This window comes from Jatrophihabitans sp. (assembly GCF_036388195.1).
Classification (GTDB): Bacteria; Actinomycetota; Actinomycetes; order Mycobacteriales; family Jatrophihabitantaceae; genus Jatrophihabitans_A.
This window is the reverse complement of sequence record NZ_DASVSG010000007.1, coordinates 1-16893: the sequence shown is the minus strand read 5'-3', so window position 1 is coordinate 16893 and position 16893 is coordinate 1. Positions and strand designations below refer to the sequence as shown.

The 16893-nt window shown below is 71.8% G+C and carries 17 protein-coding genes and 1 pseudogene; 15 read left to right on the top strand and 3 right to left on the bottom strand.

The features are described 5' to 3' along the window. The first annotated feature begins 112 nt into the window (after positions 1 to 112). Positions 113 to 1609, top strand: a complete 1497-nt coding sequence (locus VF612_RS00395; RefSeq protein ID WP_408657866.1) for an HNH endonuclease signature motif containing protein — start codon at positions 113 to 115, stop codon at positions 1607 to 1609. A gap of 311 nt (positions 1610 to 1920) precedes the next feature. Here VF612_RS00395 and VF612_RS00390 read toward each other — a convergent pair whose 3' ends face one another. Next, positions 1921 to 2496, bottom strand: coding sequence for a helix-turn-helix domain-containing protein (locus tag VF612_RS00390; protein WP_408657865.1), 576 nt, complete (start codon positions 2494 to 2496; stop codon positions 1921 to 1923). A 366-nt stretch (positions 2497 to 2862) separates the two neighbouring features. Here VF612_RS00390 and VF612_RS00385 point away from each other — a divergent pair, with 366 nt between their 5' ends. Next, a complete protein-coding gene (locus VF612_RS00385) occupies positions 2863 to 3063 on the top strand; it encodes a helix-turn-helix transcriptional regulator (protein ID WP_408657864.1) in 201 nt (66 codons plus the stop codon). 139 nt (positions 3064 to 3202) lie between these two features. Here the strand turns inward: VF612_RS00385 and VF612_RS00380 are convergent, their stop codons facing one another. After that, positions 3203 to 4054, bottom strand: coding sequence for a formate dehydrogenase accessory sulfurtransferase FdhD (locus VF612_RS00380; protein WP_408657863.1), 852 nt, complete (start codon positions 4052 to 4054; stop codon positions 3203 to 3205). Between the two features lie 170 nt (positions 4055 to 4224). On the opposite strand from VF612_RS00380, the gene VF612_RS00375 reads away from it, so the two are divergent. From VF612_RS00375 to VF612_RS00350, 6 genes are all read left to right on the top strand, one after another. Further along, positions 4225 to 5607 carry a replication-associated recombination protein A gene (locus VF612_RS00375; protein WP_408657862.1) on the top strand — a complete coding sequence of 461 codons (1383 nt, stop codon included), beginning with the start codon at positions 4225 to 4227 and terminating at the stop codon, positions 5605 to 5607. A 53-nt stretch (positions 5608 to 5660) separates the two neighbouring features. Then, positions 5661 to 6071 carry a DUF948 domain-containing protein gene (locus VF612_RS00370; protein ID WP_408657861.1) on the top strand — a complete coding sequence of 137 codons (411 nt, stop codon included), beginning with the start codon at positions 5661 to 5663 and terminating at the stop codon, positions 6069 to 6071. A 1-nt stretch (position 6072) separates the two neighbouring features. Beyond that, positions 6073 to 6420 carry a hypothetical protein gene (locus VF612_RS00365; RefSeq protein ID WP_408657860.1) on the top strand — a complete coding sequence of 116 codons (348 nt, stop codon included), beginning with the start codon at positions 6073 to 6075 and terminating at the stop codon, positions 6418 to 6420. A 142-nt stretch (positions 6421 to 6562) separates the two neighbouring features. Then, entirely contained in the window at positions 6563 to 7018 is a 456-nt protein-coding gene (ruvX, locus tag VF612_RS00360) for a Holliday junction resolvase RuvX (protein WP_408657859.1), read from the top strand. A 24-nt stretch (positions 7019 to 7042) separates the two neighbouring features. Further along, the gene (gene mltG, locus VF612_RS00355; protein ID WP_408657858.1) at positions 7043 to 8197 is read left to right on the top strand and encodes an endolytic transglycosylase MltG; all 1155 of its coding nucleotides are present in this window, start codon (positions 7043 to 7045) and stop codon (positions 8195 to 8197) included. Beyond that, positions 8198 to 9016 carry a shikimate dehydrogenase gene (locus VF612_RS00350; RefSeq protein WP_408657857.1) on the top strand — a complete coding sequence of 273 codons (819 nt, stop codon included), beginning with the start codon at positions 8198 to 8200 and terminating at the stop codon, positions 9014 to 9016. Here VF612_RS00350 and mobA read toward each other — a convergent pair. Beyond that, complete coding sequence (gene mobA / locus VF612_RS00345; RefSeq protein ID WP_408657856.1) at positions 8940 to 10067, bottom strand: molybdenum cofactor guanylyltransferase; 1128 nt, start codon at positions 10065 to 10067, stop codon at positions 8940 to 8942. The genes VF612_RS00350 and mobA overlap by 77 nt on opposite strands. Before the next feature lie 81 nt (positions 10068 to 10148). Between mobA and aroC the strand changes: the two genes are divergently transcribed. From aroC to VF612_RS00310, 7 genes and pseudogenes are all read left to right on the top strand, one after another. Then, the gene (aroC, locus tag VF612_RS00340) at positions 10149 to 11378 is read left to right on the top strand and encodes a chorismate synthase (protein WP_408657855.1); all 1230 of its coding nucleotides are present in this window, start codon (positions 10149 to 10151) and stop codon (positions 11376 to 11378) included. After that, complete coding sequence (locus tag VF612_RS00335) at positions 11378 to 11896, top strand: shikimate kinase (protein ID WP_408657854.1); 519 nt, start codon at positions 11378 to 11380, stop codon at positions 11894 to 11896. Before aroC ends, VF612_RS00335 begins: the two co-directional genes overlap by 1 nt. After that, positions 11893 to 12984: a 3-dehydroquinate synthase gene (aroB, locus tag VF612_RS00330; protein WP_408657853.1), complete on the top strand. Its 1092-nt coding sequence runs from the start codon at positions 11893 to 11895 to the stop codon at positions 12982 to 12984. Before VF612_RS00335 ends, aroB begins: the two co-directional genes overlap by 4 nt. Then, positions 12977 to 13414 (top strand): annotated as a pseudogene (gene aroQ, locus VF612_RS00325) (type II 3-dehydroquinate dehydratase); the annotation flags it as partial. The gene aroB and the pseudogene aroQ, both read left to right, overlap by 8 nt. 93 nt (positions 13415 to 13507) lie before the next feature. Further along, complete coding sequence (locus VF612_RS00320) at positions 13508 to 14458, top strand: bifunctional riboflavin kinase/FAD synthetase (protein WP_408657852.1); 951 nt, start codon at positions 13508 to 13510, stop codon at positions 14456 to 14458. Positions 14459 to 14607: 149 nt separating this feature from the next. Next, the gene (gene rpsO, locus VF612_RS00315; protein WP_408657851.1) at positions 14608 to 14877 is read left to right on the top strand and encodes a 30S ribosomal protein S15; all 270 of its coding nucleotides are present in this window, start codon (positions 14608 to 14610) and stop codon (positions 14875 to 14877) included. Positions 14878 to 15195: 318 nt separating this feature from the next. Then, the coding region (locus tag VF612_RS00310; protein ID WP_408657850.1) for a polyribonucleotide nucleotidyltransferase at positions 15196 to 16893 on the top strand (1698 nt) is incomplete at its 3' end.

Below are 16893 nucleotides of genomic sequence, written 5' to 3'. Positions count from 1 at the left end.
GAACAGCCACCCGTCGGAAAGCGCCGCGCGACCCAGGAAGAATCGAGAATCATCTTTCCACATAAGGGATTTGTGCTCGCGATTTTGGTCCGCGAATGCTAGAATCGAAACTATGTTCGACACCTTGGATGCGGAGCTGGTCGACTGGCTGGCGGACGTTCCGGAGCCTGATTGGTCCGAGCATCCGGTGTACTCGGCGATGGTCCCAGCCTCCGAACGGCTCGCCCGGTGGATGACGCTGCCACCGGCGGCGAGGCCGACGGGCGAGTTGGCTTCGCTCGATCCGCGCGCGTTGTCCGCGGCTGACCGGATCGATCTGGTGGCCGCCCTGCAGGAACAGAAGAACTGGATCGACGCTGCGCAGGCCCGCGTGCTGGCCGAGATCGACGCCGCCGACACCAGCCGGCTGGGCCTGTCGCAGGAGGCGGTGTCGCTGGCGTTGAAGGTTCCGCCGCGGACGGCGCAGCGGATGTTGAAGACCGGCCGCACCCTGGTGCGCGAGCTGCCGAAGACCCTGGCGCTGCTGGCCGGCGGCGAGATCTCCGAGCGGCACGCGCAGTTGATCACCGAGACCGCGTGGCGGCTGGACCCTGAGCTGGTCGACGAGTTCGAGGCCCGGGTCACCGAGCGAGCCGCGGATCAGACGGTCAGCCAGTTGCGGCAGTCGGCCAGCCGGGCCGCGTTGGCCCTGGATCCGGCCACGGCGCAGCAGCGGCACGTCCGGGCGTTGGCCGACCGCAGGGTCGGCTTCCAACCGGCCGAGGACGGCATGGCCGAACTGCCGGTGCTGGTGGGCGCCGTCGAAGGCCAGCTGATCTTCACCAGGCTCACCGCCGCGGCCACCCTGTTTCCAGCCGAGGACGCGCGGACGATGGATCAGAAGCGGGCCGACCTGCTGGTCGATGCGGTGCTGGCCGGCCTGCCTCAGCAGGCGCTGCCGGAGCTGCAGGGCCGGCGGCCGTCCATCCAGGTGGTGGTCGGCGCGGATACGCTGCTGCAGCTCGATGACCAGCCGGCCCACCTCGTCGGGTACGGCCCGATCACGGCTGAGACCGCCCGCCGGCTGGCCGCTGACGAATCCGGGACCTGGCGCCGGTTGCTGACCGATCCCGATACCGGGCAGCTGCTCGATATCAGCGCTGACCGATACCGGCCGAGCCAGCGTCTGCGTGATTACGTCAGCGCGCGGGACGGCGTGTGTGCGTTTCCGACCTGCAATCAACCCGCTTACCGCTGCGAATACGAGCACATCACGCCTTACCGGCAGGGCGGCCGGACGTGCCGGCGCAATGCCGCCCTGGCCTGTCGGCGGCACAACCTTTGCAAGGCCGGTACCGGCTGGCGGTACCGGCGAAACAGCGACGGGTCACTCACCTGGACCGATGACACCGGCCATCAGCGCGCCGGCCACCCGCCGCAACGCTGGAGCAGCCGGCGCGACACGCGATCCGGGGATGACAGCTGCCACGGCGCGGGTTCGCCCCGCGCGAGCCGAGACCGCCTCAGTTCGCTGCGCGCGGTCGGGGACGACTCCAGTCCGCCACGCGCGAGTCGAGACCACCCGAGCTCAATGACGTGCCCGGCCTACGATGGCGACCCGCCGTTCTGATTCGCCGCCTGGTATTTGAAATGCTGGCGTCAACTCCGGCCTAGTTGTGCTCGAGGGATGAGTGCACCCCTGCCATTGCCGAGTCCCGAGCGTCTAGAAAACTGAATACCTATCGACAATGGAATAGGGTGCTGAATGTTGAACGGCAATGCTATTAATCCGCTAATAGCGCTGGAAATGGAGTACTCAGACCTACCCGGCGCGTTGCCCGGTACCAGCATTCAGGCGGCGCCTTGAGCCGCAGGTCGCTCAGTCACCGGGCGCCTCACAGCGGCAGCGGCAGGGTGACCGTCGCCGGCAGGCGCAGGGCCTCAGGTGGCAGACTTGGCGGCCTGGTCCAGCGCGGCGGTGATCACATTCGCCAGGTGATCCAGCGTCTTGGCCAACCCCGGCCGAACCTCGGCCTCCGCGGCGGCTTCGGCCAGCAGCCGCCGCCGCAGGTCGACCACCGCCAGCACCGACTCCCCGTCGATGTGGGACAGCTGCAGCGAGGACGGCCCGGCAGCGCCGCTCTCCTCTCGGGCGACCGCCCGGCGCAGCAGCTCACGCGCGAGTTCGGCGTCTGACACATCGGTGGTAGTGGGAACCAGGACCGGCGCGGCGACGGGTACCCCATATGCCTCGGCGGCGGCGATGAGCAGCTGGTCCGCCGGCATTCGCAGCGCCTCGGCAAGCACCTGCACCGTTTTGCGAGACGGCATTTCTTTGATCGTGTCGCGGGAATCGGTGAGGATCGAGTGCAACGTCTGCCTCGACAGGCCCGACAGACGGACCACATCGGCTGGTTTGTACCCGTGCTCGTCCATTCGTGCCTGAATCAGCCTACGGAACGCATGCATACCGAAATCCCTTTTCCATTCGACCGACTCCGCGTCGAACCATGCCACCCCGACTGTCTGCACCTGGCAGCGGGTCGGAGTGCTTGAATTTTCAATTCGGCACTCTACTGATCATGACTGGCAGTTCTGCGATCCGACTGCGCGTGGGCGCTTAACGTCCGTTCTACACCATCGGACCTAACGTCCGACAGTACTTGACAAAGCAAGTACTCGCAGCCAAGATCTTCGGATCAACTGCATAAAAGAAACCTTGCTTCACCCCTCGCCCTCGCCTCTCCATTCGGCCGTTCCCCGGCCGCGCCCGGTGCCGGAGGTCCCTATGCCCCGCGAGTCCGTCGCCGCCGGACCACCCGTCTGTCATGGGTGTGTGACGCCCGGACCAATACACCTAATCCGGACGGGAGGTGAGCTGTCGTGCGTCTGCGAAGTAGGGAGATCCTGGTCGAGTGCCTGGAGCTCGCCGGCATGACCGAGCGGGAGCTGGCCCGCCGCGCCGGGCTGAGCCACTCCACGGTGAACCACCTGTGCACCGGCCGCCGGGACAGCTGTTCCCGGCACAGCGCCCACGCGATCGAAGAGGCGCTCAACCTCGACGACGGCAGGCTGTTCGTCTGACTCGAAGCCGGACCGACGGCAGGCTGTTCGTCTAACTCCACCTCACCGAGGGGTGTGCTGCCTGCCTGACCTGTGCCCGACGGCCGGACAGAGCCCGAGCCAGCCCAGCCCAGCCCGAGCCAGCCCAGCCCAGCCCGAGCTAGCCCAGCCCGGTCACCAGCTCGCCACCGGAGTAGACGTTCATCCGCCCGGGTCGCACCATGCCGGCCAGCACCAGCTCATGCTCGCGGGCCAGATCCACCGCCAGGTCCGACGGCGCCGACACCGCTACCACCCCGGCCACCCCGGCAGCCACCGCCTTCTGGATGATCTCGAACGACACCCGGCCGCTGACCACCAGCAACAGGTCCGTCGCAGGCAGCCGGTCGGCGAACAGCGCCCAGCCGGTCACCTTGTCCACCGCGTTGTGCCGTCCGACGTCCTCGCGCACCACCAGCAGGCTCCCGGTCGCCGTGGCCAGCCCGGCGGCGTGCAGCGAGCCGGTCCGTTCGAACGTCCGCTGCCGTTGCCGAACCTGGTCGGGCAGCCCCTGCAGCACCTCCGCCGCGACCGTCCAGCCCGCGGTGTGCGGGCCGGAGCGGCGCAGCGGGCTCAGATCCAGGACGTCGGCGCTGCACACCCCGCACGCCGCCCCCGTGACCCAGGCCCGGGGTCGCGGTGCCTGCACACCGGCGGCCAGCGCCAGATGCACCTGATCCACGCCCCGGCCGCTGATGCCGTCCAAGGCCCGCAGGTCCAGATCGTCGGAGGTGCGGCACTGCCGCAGCCCGAGCAGATCCGAGGCCGACCGGACCCCCGATTCGACGGTCAACCAGCCCGCCGCCAGCTCGATGTCATGGCCGGGCGTGCGCATCAGGGTGGCGATCGGCTCGCCGGAGACGATCAGGTTCAGCGGCGCCTCGACGGTGAGCTCGTCGCCGACCGACTCGACGCTCGCCGGCCGGTCCGGCGACCCGGCCCGCACTCGGGTGATCCGGCGTCGCGCCGTCATGACAGACATCCGCACCAGCCCCATTCCCGCGGTCCGAGCCGCGGGTCCCAATCTAACGAGCCTGCCGCCGTGCCGGTCGGTCGCCGCGTCGCGGACTAGGGTTGGCCGAACCCTCCGGGCAAGGAGCTCTGGATGCCAGCAGTCACCGCACCGCTCGCCGAGCGCCGGCCATGACGCTGTTCGGCGAGCCGGACGAGGACGGCCCGGACACGGCAGCCGGCTACAGCTCGAGCCAGCAGAGCAGCCACTACGACAGCGCCGACGACCCGAACAGCCCGCTGGCCGTCCGGATGCGGCCGCGGACCCTGGACGAGGTGCTCGGCCAGCGGCAGCTGCTCGGCCCCGGCTCGCCACTGCGCCGGCTGGTCGAGGGGGACGCGCCGATGTCGCTGATCCTCTACGGCCCGCCCGGCACCGGCAAGACCACGCTGGCCACCATCGTCTCCACCGCCGGCAACCGCCGGTTCGTGCAGCTGTCGGCGCTCAACGCCGGCGTCAAGGACGTCCGGGCGGTGATCGACACCGCCCGCCGGACCCTCGAACACGGCGGCCGCCCCACCGTCCTGTTCATCGACGAGATCCACCGCTTCTCCAAGACCCAGCAGGACTCCCTGCTCGCGGCGGTCGAGGCCCGGACGGTCACCCTGGTCGCGGCCACCACCGAGAACCCGTACTTCTCCCTGGTCTCGCCGCTGCTCTCGCGCAGCCTGCTGCTGACCCTGCAACCGCTCACCGACGACGACCTGAACCAGCTGATCGACCGGGCGCTGACCGACAAGCGCGGCCTGGCCGGCACGGTGACCCTGGCCGAGGACGCCCGCGCGCACCTGCTGCGGATGGCCGGCGGCGACGCCCGGCGGGTGCTCACCGCGCTGGAGGCCGCGGCGGGAGCGGTGCAGGCCGACGGCGGGCAGGAGATCAGCCTCGCGGCGCTGGAGCAGGCCGTCGACACCGCGGCCGTGCGCTATGACCGCGACGGCGACCAGCACTACGACGTCATCAGCGCCTTCATCAAGTCCATCCGCGGCTCCGACGTCGACGCCGCCCTGCACTACCTGGCCCGGATGATCGTCGCCGGCGAGGACCCGCGGTTCATCGCCCGCCGGCTGGTCGTGCACGCCAGCGAGGACATCGGCATGGCCGACCCCACGGCGCTGCTGGCCGCCACCGCGGCTGCCGACGCGCTGGCCCTGATCGGCATGCCCGAGGCCCGGATCAACCTTGCCCAGGCGACCATCCACCTGGCGCTGGCGCCGAAGTCCAATGCCGTCATCACCGCCATCGACGCCGCCATCTCCGACGTCCGGGCGGGTTCGGCCGGCGCCGTCCCGCCGCCGCTGCGCGACGGCCACTACGCCGGCGCCGGCAAGCTCGGCCACGCCCAGAAGTACCAGTACCCGCACGACCTGCCCGAAGGGGTCGCCACCCAGCAGTACCCGCCGGACGAGCTGGTCGGGCGCGACTACTACCAGCCCGGCCAGCGTGGCGCCGAACGGGCGATCAGCGAGCGGCTGGCCAAACTGCGCGCGGTGATCCGCGGCAACAGGCGCTGATCTGCCAGCGGGTAGGGTCCATCCATAACCGTTAGGAGAGGGAGGCACCGCTCGTGCACGCTGGAGCCATCGCCGCGCTGATCGCCGCAGGCGGGTTTCTCCTGCTGGTCCTGCTGCTGGCGATCCCGCTGCTGAAACTGGGCAGGACGCTGGACGAGGCGACCCTGGCGATCCGCAAGACGCATGAGGGCGCCACCCCGCTGCTCACCGGAGCCCAGACCACGGTGGCCAACGTCAACAGCCAGCTCCAGCAGATGGAGGGCATCACCCACGGCGTCAGCTCCATCACCTCCAACGCCGCCGCGCTGACCGCCATCGTGTCCTCGACCGTGGGCACCCCGTTGATCAAGGTCGCGGCCTTCTCCTACGGCGTCCGCTCCAGCCTGCGCAAGCGTCAGGACACCGAGGCGATCGCGGCTGCCCGGGCCAACCGCCGGGCGAGCCGGCGCGGGGGGAACCGCTGAGATGCGCAGGCTGTTCTGGCTGGCCCTCGGCGCCACCCTCGGCGTGCTGATCTTCCGCAGGCTGTCCCGGGCGGCGGAGCGGATGACGCCCCAGGGCATCGCCGCCGGCCTCGGCGCGGGCCTGTCCGACCTGGCCGACGCGCTGCGGGACTTCGCCGGTGACGTGCGCGAGGCGATGTCCTCCCAGGAGGCCGCGCTGCGGGCCGCGGCGGGGCTCGACGCCGGCGGCGAGAGCGCGCTGTCCACCGGCGCCGCCGCGCCGAGCGGCGCCGTGGCGCCCGGCCCGGCGGGTGACGTCGCCATCGCGGTCAGTCCGACGGCTGACAAGCCGGCCGCCGGCGCCTCCTGAGCCTCCCGGCCACAGCCCAGCCAGCCATGAGCCAGCCAGCCATGAGCCAGCCAGCCATGAGCCAGCCCGGCCCAGCCACGAACAGCTCGGCCACGAACAGCTCGGCCACGACCTTCTCGCCCACGAGCGACTCGGCCCCGTCATGAGCCAGCCCCGCATCGAGCCCGGCGTCTGGTTCGGGGTGGATGTCGGCTCGGTCCGGGTGGGCGTGGCCCGCAGCGACCCGCGCGGAGTGCTCGCCGTGCCGGTCGCCACCTTGCGCCGGGACCGGCGGCTGGGCTCCGATCTGGACGAGCTGGCCGCCCTGCTCGGCGAGCACGAGGCGGTCGGGGTGGTGGTGGGCCTGCCCCAGACCCTGGCCGGCCGGGCCGGCACGGCGGTGCAGGACGCCCGGGACTACGGCCGCGAGCTGGCAGCGCGGATCGCGCCGCGTCCGGTAGTTTACGTCGACGAACGGCTTACCACGGTGTTGGCGCAGCGTAACCTCAGTTCTAGCGGCGTCCGAGGCCGCGCCAAGCGCGCCGTGGTCGACCAGGCCGCAGCCGTGGAGATCTTGCAGTCATATCTGGACGGTTCCACCCAGCACCACCCTGAATAGCGGATTCGAAAGAGGCCACAATCGGTGGAGGGTTCGATCGACGAGCTGCGGGACGACGACCATCTCTTGTTCGCTCCTCGCGAGGGCGCGTCCCATGTCCCAGGCTCCCGCAAGCGGTCCCAGCGACACCAGAAGCGCCGGCGGGCTCGCCGGATCGCCCCGTTCGTGGCGCTCGTCCTGATCCTCGGCCTGGTCGGGGTCAGCTACAAGATCGTCACCTCGGTCAGCGGCCGGTTCGCCACCCCGGACTACTCCGGCTCCGGCGAGGGGTCCACCCGGATCAAGATCTCGCCGGGTGACGGCGCCAGGGACGTCGCGGCGGCCATGGTGCAGGCCGGCGTGGTCAAGTCCAGCCGCGCGTTCATCACGGCCGCGGAGAATTCCGGCCGGGCCAGCGACATCCAGGCAGGGGTGTACCGGGTGCCGCTGCGCGCCTCCGGCAAGGCCGCGATGGCCGCCATCCTCGACCCGGCCAACCGGCTGGTGTCCCAGGTGACCATCCCCGAGGGCTATACCGAGAAGCAGGTGCTCGCGCTGCTGGCCAGCAAGACCGGCCTGCCGCTCGCCGAGCTGCGCGCGGCTGCCGGCAAGATCTCCGAGCTCGGCCTGCCCGAGGGGCTCAGCCCGAAGACCGCCGAGGGATTCCTGTTCCCGTCGACCTACGAGTTCGACCCGGACCAGACCGCCGGCCAGGTCGTGCAGCAGCTGGCCGCCCAGTTCGGCGCCGAATACCGCAAGCTCGGCTTCGCCGCGGCGGCCAAGGCCCTGCGGCTGACGCCGTACCAGGCGCTGATCATCGCCTCGCTGGTCGAGGCCGAGGCCAAGTTCCCCGAGGACCGGCCGAAGGTGGCCCGGGTGATCCTGAACCGAATGGCCAAGGGCACCCCGATCGGCATCGACGCGGCCAACCGGTACGGGGTGGCGCTGAGCGGCAAGGACCCGGACACCGTCACCTACACCGAGAACTCGCCGTACAACGTCCGCACCCGGGTCGGGCTGCCCCCGACCCCGGTGTCCAATCCCGGCGTGGCCTCGCTGCAGGCCGCGGTCCAACCGGCGGCCGGCGACTGGCTCTACTACGTGGTGTCCGACTCGGCCGGCCATCACGTCTTCACCGCCGACGAGGACGTCTTCACGGCCGCGGTGGCCAAGTGCAAGGCCAACGGCTGGGGCTGCTAGTTGCCGTCACGTTCGGCGGCGGTGCTCGGCAAGCCGATCGGGCACTCGCTGTCGCCGGTGCTGCACCGGGCCGCCTACCAGGCGCTCGGCCTGACCGGCTGGAGCTACACCGCCATCGAGTGTGACGAGCAGGGGCTGGCCGGCCTGCTCGCCGGCTCCGGCCCCGAGGTGGCGGGCTACTCGTGCACCATGCCGCTCAAACGCCAGGTGCTGCGGGTGGCCACGTCGGCCAGCCCGGACGCGACCGCCATCGGGGCCGGCAACACCCTGCTGCCCCGGCCGGACGGCTGGCATGCCGACAACACCGACTGGATCGGGATCCGGGACGCGCTGGGCGCCGCGGGCATCCCGGCCGGGGGAGCGGTCACCGTGCTCGGCGCCGGCGGCACCGCCCAGGCCGCGCTGGCCGCGCTGGCCGGTGCTCACCGGGTGACCGTGCTGGTCCGCGAGCCGTCCCGGGCCGGCGAGCTGCTGGCCGCCGCGCAGCGGCTGGACCGGCCGGTGACGGTGGCGCCGCTGTCGGAACGGCAGCACTGGCTGGACGCCGACCTGATCATCGCCACGCTGCCGGCCGGGGCCGCGGACCGGTTCGCGGACCTGCCGTTCCGCCGCGATCAGGCGCTGCTGGACGCGGTCTACCACCCGTGGCCGACGCCGCTGGCCACCGCGCTGGCCGCGGCCGGCGCCCCGGTGGTCAGCGGCGCGGCGATGCTGCTGCACCAGGCCGCCCGGCAGGTCGAGCTCATGACGGGGAGTGCAGCTCCAGTCGAGGCCATGCGAGCTGCGCTGCTGGCAGCCGTCCCCGGCTGCGCTGCCTGATCCGGCTCTCGGCCTGGCGCAGGTCCGCCGGGGTGTCGCAGTCCGCGCCGTAGGCGTCGAAGTCGGGCAGGTACGCGACCTCGACCGAGTCGTACAGCGCCCGTACCGGCCGGCCGGCCGGGTCGCCCAGCCGGTCCAGCGCGGCGTACAGCGCCGCGGTGCGCCAGGCGGCCGCCAGGTGGTTGATCCGCCCGCTCGGGTCCACCAGGGCGGCGGCGTCGAGAGCTTGGCCACCGGCCAGCAGGGCCCGCAGCGGCCCGAGCGCCCCGGCGATGAAGGGCAGGTCGGCGGCAAGCACCAGGACGACGGGTTGGCGGACCTGCGCCAGCCCGGCGCTGATCGCCGCGACCGGCCCGGACCCGGCCGGCTGCTCCCGGCAGAACAGCGGCGCCCCGATCCCGATCCGGGCCGGCCCGACGACGATCTGCCGGCGTGCGGCGCTGCACGCCAGCAGCACGTGGTCCAGCATCGGCCAGCCGGCGAGCTTGCGCAGCGGCTTGGCCGGCCCGCCACCCATCCGGCTGCCCCGGCCACCGGCCAGGATCACCGCGTCGAAGGCAGGGTCGGTGGGGGAGCCGTCCCGGACCCTGGCCAGGGCCGCGACCGTCCGGGCCCGCGACGGGGTGTCGCCGAACAGGCTGAGCAGGGTCAGCGCGAGTTGCAGGCTGGCGGCCGCGGCGTCCCGGTCGCCCTGCTCGAACTGGCGCGTCCCGATCGAGTGCAGCGTCTCGGCCTGCCGCTCGCGGCCCAACGCGTGCCGCCAGGCCTGCTGGTGGCACTGCTCGGCCGCGGCGAAGTCCGACTGCAGGCAGTGCAGGTCGGCCATCCGGAGCAGCAGCCGCCACGGATCGGCGCTGATCGCGGGCTCGGCCAGCAACCGCCGGCCCTCGGTGAGCCCCTGCTGCGCCTGGCCCAGCAATCCGAGCAGGAGCAGCCGCTGCGCCGGCTCGGCATGCGGCAGCGCCGCTTCGACCCGGCGGCGGTCGGTTAGCACGGCGCGCAGGCCGGCGGGATCGATCGTCCAGCCGGTCTGCTCGGTCTGCTCGCCCACCTCACCATGATGCGTGTCCGGCCCGCGCCCGGCTGCCGGACCCGGGGCCGGCGCTGGAGCGCGGAGTGAAACAATCCTCAGGTGCTGCGCTGGATAACTGCTGGTGAGTCCCACGGCCAAGCCCTCGTCGCGATCCTGGAGGGGCTGCCGGCCGGGGTCGAGGTCACCACCGCCGAGATCGGGGTGGACCTCGCGCGCCGCCGGCTCGGCTACGGCCGCGGCGCCCGGATGAAGTTCGAGCAGGACGAGGTCGAGCTGACCGGCGGGGTCCGGCACGGCCGGACGATGGGCGGCCCGGTGGCCGTCCGGGTGGGCAACACCGAGTGGCCGAAGTGGCAGAGCGTGATGGCGGCCGATCCGGTGGCGGCCGAGGTGCTGGCCGCCCAGGCCCGCAACGAGCCGCTGACCCGGCCCCGGCCCGGTCACGCCGACCTGGTGGGCATGCAGAAGTACGACCTGGACGACGCGCGCCCGATCCTGGAGCGGGCCAGCGCCCGGGAGACCGCGGCCAGGGTGGCGCTCGGCGTGCTGGCCAAGAGCTTCCTGCGCCAAAGCGTCGGCGCCGAGGTGCTCAGCCACGTGACCTCGATCGGCTCGGTGTCAGCGGCGTCCGGCACCCTGCCGCAGCCCGGTGACCGGGCCCTGATCGACACCTCCGAGGTGCGTTGCCTGGACGCCGAGGCAGGTACAGCGATGGTGGCGCTGATCGATGAGACCAAGCGGGCCGGCGACACCCTCGGCGGCGTGGTCGAGGTGGTCGTCCACCACCTGCCACCCGGCCTGGGCAGCCACATCCAGTGGGACCGCCGGCTGGACTCCCGGCTCGCCGCCGCGCTGATGGGTATCCAGGCGATCAAGGGCGTCGAGGTCGGCGACGGTTTCGAGCTGGCCCGGGTTCCGGGGTCGAAGGCGCACGACGAGATCGAGCGCGCCGACGACGGCCAGCTCCGGCGCCGGTCGGGCCGGGCCGGCGGCATCGAGGGCGGCATGTCCACCGGCGAGGTGCTGCGGGTCCGGGCGGCCATGAAGCCGATCTCGACGGTGCCGCGGGCGCTGGCCACCGTCGACATCGCCACCGGCGAGCCTGCGGTGGCCATCAACCAGCGCTCCGACGTCTGCGCGGTGCCGGCGGCCGGGGTGGTGGCCGAGGCGATGGTGGCGCTGGTGCTGGCCCAGGCGGTGCTGGAGAAGTTCGGTGGCGACTCGATCGGCGAGACCTGCCGCAACGTGCGCGGCTACCTCGACCGGCTCCGCGAGCGGGAGCTGGAATCCGGACCCGGGTCGGCCGAGATCTCCGGGCCCGGCTTCTGATGGCGCCCAGGGTGGTGCTGGTCGGGCTGCCGGGCGCCGGCAAGTCCACCGTCGGCGCGGAGCTGGCCCGCCGGCTGGAGGTGGCCTTCGCCGATACCGACGACCTGATCGCCCAGCAGACCGGGCGTCCGGTCAGCGAGATCTTCTCCTCCCAGGGCGAGCCGGTGTTCCGGCAGCTGGAGGCCGACATGATCGCCGAGGCGCTGGCCGGCTTCGACGGCGTGCTGGCGCTCGGCGGCGGCGCGGTGACCACCGAGTCGGTACGCCAGGACCTGGCCGCCTCGGGCGTGCCGGTGGTGCAGCTGTGCGCCGAGCCGGACGAGCTGCTGGATCGGCTGGCCCGCGCCGAGCCACGCCCGTTGCTGGCCGGCGACGCGCCAGCCCGGCTGGCCGCACTCGCCGAGGCCCGGAGCGCCCGGTACGCCGAGGTCGCCTCGGCCCGCATCGACACCAGCGGCCGATCGGTGGCCGAGGTGGCCGCCGCGCTGCACAGCCAGCTTGCCGGGCAGCCGACGTGACCGCGCCCAGCACCCGGATCCAGGTCACCGGCGACCGGCCGTACGAGGTGGTCATCGGCACCGGCCTGCTCGGCGAGCTGGCCGGCCTGCTGGCCGGAGCGCAGCGGGTCGCGGTGATCCACCCACCGACGCTGCTGGCCACCGCCGAGGCCGTCCGCGACGATCTGGCCGCGGACGGGCTGCAGGGCCACCTGATCGAGATCCCGGACGGCGAGGACGCCAAGACGCTGGCCGTCGCCGGGTTCTGCTTCGACGTGCTGGGCCAGATCGGCTTCACCCGCAACGACGCGATCATCGGCCTGGGCGGCGGCGCCACCACCGACCTGGCCGGCTGGGTGGCCGCGTCCTGGCTGCGTGGGGTGCGGATCGTGCAGGTCCCCACCACCCTGGCCGGCATGGTGGATGCCGCCGTGGGGGGCAAGACCGGCATCAACACCGACCGCGGCAAGAACCTGGTCGGGGCGTTCCACCCGCCGGTCGGGGTGCTGTGCGACCTCGCCGCGCTGAGCACCCTGCCGGTCAACGACTACATCGCCGGGCTGGCCGAGGTGGTCAAGTGCGGTTTCATCGCCGACCCGGCGATCCTCGAGCTGATCGAGGCCGACCCGGACGCGGTGACCGCGCCGGGCAACGACCGCGAGCGGGAGCTGATCGAGCGGTCGGTGGCGGTCAAGGCGCGGGTGGTGTCGCAGGACCTCACCGAGCAGGGCCTGCGCGAGGTGCTCAACTACGGGCACACGCTGGGCCACGCGATCGAGAAGGCCGAGGGCTACCGCTGGCGGCACGGGGCGGCGGTGTCCATCGGGCTGGTCTACGCGGCGGAGCTCTCCCGGGCGCTGGGCCGCCTGGACGATGTGACGGCCGACCGGCACCGGGCCGTGCTCAGCTCGCTGCGGCTGCCGGTGTCCTACCGGGCCGGGGCGTTCGGGCAGCTGCTGGAGACGATGCGGATCGACAAGAAGGCCCGTGGCAATCGGCTACGGTTCGTCCTGCTGGACGGCCTGGCCCGGCCGGTGACGGTCGATGACCCGGACCCCGCCCTGCTGGTCGCGGCTTACTCGGAAATCGCGGAGGCGGAGCATGACTGACTCGACCCCGGTTCGCGTGCTGGTGCTCAACGGGCCCAATCTCGGCCGGCTGGGCACCCGCGAGCCCGAGATCTACGGCAGCACCACCTACGCCGAACTCGCCGCGCTGTGCGTGCGGGCCGGCGCGGAGCTGGGGCTGGCGGTCGAGGTGCACCAGAGCGACGCCGAGGCCGAGCTGATCGGCTGGCTGCACCGGGCTGCCGACGAGCGGCTGCCGGTGGTGCTCAACCCGGCGGGCCTCAGCCACACCTCGATCGTGCTGCGCGACGCCGTTGCGGCCCGCACCGCGCCGCTGGTCGAGGTGCACATCTCCAACATCGCCGCCCGCGAGGAGTTCCGGCAGCACTCCTACGTGTCGGCGGTGGCCTCCGGGGTGATCGCGGGCCTGGGCGTCGAGGGTTACGTCCTGGCGCTGAGCTGGCTGTCCTCGGCCGCCCTGTCCTCGGCCACCGCCCATTCCTCGGCCACCGCTCATTCCTCGGCCACCGCCGGGCAGCCACGGCCGGGCCAATAGACTCCCGGCGTGCAACGCTGGCGTGGTCTAGACGAGATACCGGCCGGATGGGGTCGCTGCGTGGCCACCATCGGCGTGTTCGACGGCCTGCACCGCGGCCACCAGCAGATCGTTGCCCGGGCGCGCGAGCTGGCCGCCGAGCGCGGGCTGCCGACGGTGCTGATGACCTTCACCCCGCACCCGTCCGAGGTGGTCCGGCCCGGCAGCCACCCGCCGCAGCTGACCACCAACACCCGCAAGGCCGAGCTCGCCGCCGAGCTCGGCATCGACGTGGTGGTGTTCCTGCCGTTCACGCTGGAGTTCTCCAAGCTCACCGCCGAGGAGTTCCTCCACCAGGCAGTGGTCGCGGGGCTGCATGCCGACGCGGTGGTGGTCGGGGAGAACTTCCGGTTCGGCCACAAGGCCGCCGGCGACGTGGCGATGCTGACCGAGCTGGGCAGCCGCTGGGGCTTCGACGCCGAGGGGGTGACGCTGCTGGCCGAGGCCGGCCGGCCGATCTCCTCCACCTACATCCGCTCCTGCGTCGAGGCCGGTGACATGGCCGCCGCGGCGCACGCCCTCGGCCGGCCGCACCGGCTGGACGGGCTGGTGGTGCGCGGTGACCAGCGCGGCCGGCACCTGGGCTTTCCGACCGCCAACGTCCGGGCGACGCCGTTCGCCGCGGTGCCTGCCGACGGCATCTACGCCGGACGGGTGGCGCGGATCGACGAGTGGGGCAACACCCTCACCGACCTGCCGACGCTGCCGGCGGCCATCTCGGTGGGCAGCAACCCGACCTTCGACGGCCGGCGGCGGTCGGTCGAGGCCTACATCCTGGACTTCGACAGCGACCTGTACGGCCAGAACCTCGGGGTGGAGTTCGTGCACCGGCTGCGCGGCATGATCAGGTTCGACTCCGTCGACGACCTGGTCACCCAGATGACCGACGACGTCACCCGGACCCGGCAGTTGCTGGGTTAGGAGCGCCTGTGGGCGGCTGCTAGACTGGCCTACCGGGGATGGCCCCAGCGCCGTGCCCGTGAAGTGCCAGAAGTACCGCAGCTGCGTTAGCCACCCGTCGTGACTCAGACCGATGGGGCGTTCCTGCACCAGATCGAAGGAGAAGCGTCGTGCCGCTAACCAAGGACGTCAAGCAGCAGATCATCAGCGAGTACGGCGCCTCTGACACCGACACCGGGTCGGCCGAGGTCCAGATCGCGATGCTCAGCCGCCGGATCGCCGACCTCACCGAGCACCTCAAGAGCCACAAGCACGACCATCACAGCCGGCGCGGCCTGCTGCTGCTGGTCGGCCAGCGGCGCCGGCTGCTCAACTACCTGACCAAGACCGACGTCAACCGTTATCGCTCGATCATCGAGCGGCTCGGCTTGCGCCGATAGCCCTGCCGGGAGCGTCTCCTGCTGGAGGCGCTCCCGTTCTCGTTGCGCCCGGCGCCCCAGCGGTGGCCGGCGGAACGAAGACAACTGAATCCCAACGCCGGAGCCGAGCACTCGCGTACCCAGCACCACCGTGGGCGAAGACAGTGCGGCTCAACGAGGTCGGTCCTCGGTAGTGGCGTCCTGAGCGTGGCTCAGGCGCTTCGATCGAAGACCGGCACCGCACCCGCCGAGATCATCGGCTCATCGATGTGCGCGTGAGGCGCTCCGCCCCGGCTCGTAACAGCGCGCACCGCGCTGCCAACAGAGAGGCGGACTGCTATGTCCGAAAACGACGCCGTAACCCCCATCACCGAGGCCGTCGCCACGATCGACAACGGAGCCTTCGGCTCCCGCACCATCCGGTTCGAGACCGGCCGGCTGGCCAGGCAGGCCGCGGGCTCCGTGGTGGCCTACCTCGACGAGGAGACCATGCTGCTCTCGGCCACCACCGCGAGCAAGACCCCGAAGGACCAGTTCGACTTCTTCCCGCTGACGGTCGACGTCGAGGAGCGGATGTATGCCGCCGGCCGGATCCCGGGCTCGTTCTTCCGGCGGGAGGGCCGGCCGTCCGAGGACGCGATCCTCACCTGCCGGCTGATCGACCGGCCGCTGCGCCCGACCTTCATCAAGGGCCTGCGCAACGAGGTCCAGGTCGTCATCACGGTGATGGCGCTCAACCCCGACCATGCCTACGACGTGCTGGCCATCAACGCGGCCTCGGCGTCCACCCAGATCTCCGGCCTGCCGTTCAACGGCCCGGTCGGCGCCACCCGGGTGGCCCTGATCGACGGCCAGTGGATCGGCTTCCCCACCCACGCCGAGCTGGAGCGGGCCACCTTCGACATGGTCGTCGCCGGCCGAGTGGTCAAGGGTTCCGGTGGCGACGCCGATGAAGTGGCGATCATGATGGTCGAGGCCGAGGCCACCGAGAACACCATCGACCTGGTCGCCGGCGGCGCCACCAAGCCGACCGAAGAGATCGTCGCGGCCGGGCTCGAGGCGGCCAAGCCGTTCATCGCCGCCCTGTGCCGGGCGCAGTCGGAGCTGGCCGCGACGGCGGCGAAGGAGACCCGGGAGTTCCCGGTGTTCCTGGACTACCAGGACGACGTGCTCGACGCGGTCAAGGCCGGTTACAGCGATGCCACCGCCGCGGCGCTGACCATCGCCGACAAGCAGGAGCGCGAGATCGAGCTGGACCGGATCAAGGAGCTGGCCAAGACCGAGCTCGCCGACAAGTTCGCCGGCCGGGACAAGGAGATCGGCGCCGCCTACCGGTCGCTGAACAAGAGCCTGATCCGGCAGCGGGTGCTGCGCGACAAGGTGCGCATCGACGGCCGTGGGCTGACCGACATCCGGACGCTGTCGGCCGAGGTCGAGGTGCTGCCGCGGGTGCACGGCTCGGCGCTGTTCGAGCGCGGCGAGACCCAGATCCTGGGCGTCACCACGCTGAACATGCTGGGCCTGGAGCAGAAGCTCGACACCCTGAGCCCGAACCGCACCAAGCGCTACATGCACAACTACAACTTCCCGCCGTACTCCACCGGGGAGACCGGGCGGGTGGGCTCGCCCAAGCGCCGCGAGATCGGCCACGGCGCGCTGGCCGAGCGGGCCCTGATCCCGGTGCTGCCCGGCCGCGACGAGTTCCCGTACGCGATCCGGCAGGTCTCGGAGGCGCTGGGCTCCAACGGCTCCACCTCGATGGGCTCGGTCTGCGCCTCGACGCTGGCCCTGCTCAACGCCGGGGTGCCGCTGAAGGCTCCGGTCGCCGGCATCGCGATGGGCCTGGTCTCCGACACCATCGACGGCGAGACCCGCTATGTGGCGCTGACCGACATCCTCGGTGCCGAGGATGCCATGGGCGACATGGACTTCAAGGTGGCCGGGACCAAGGACTTCATCACCGCGCTGCAGCTGGACACCAAGCTCGACGGCATTCCCGCCTCAGTGCTGGCCGGTGCACTCAACCAGGCCAAGGAC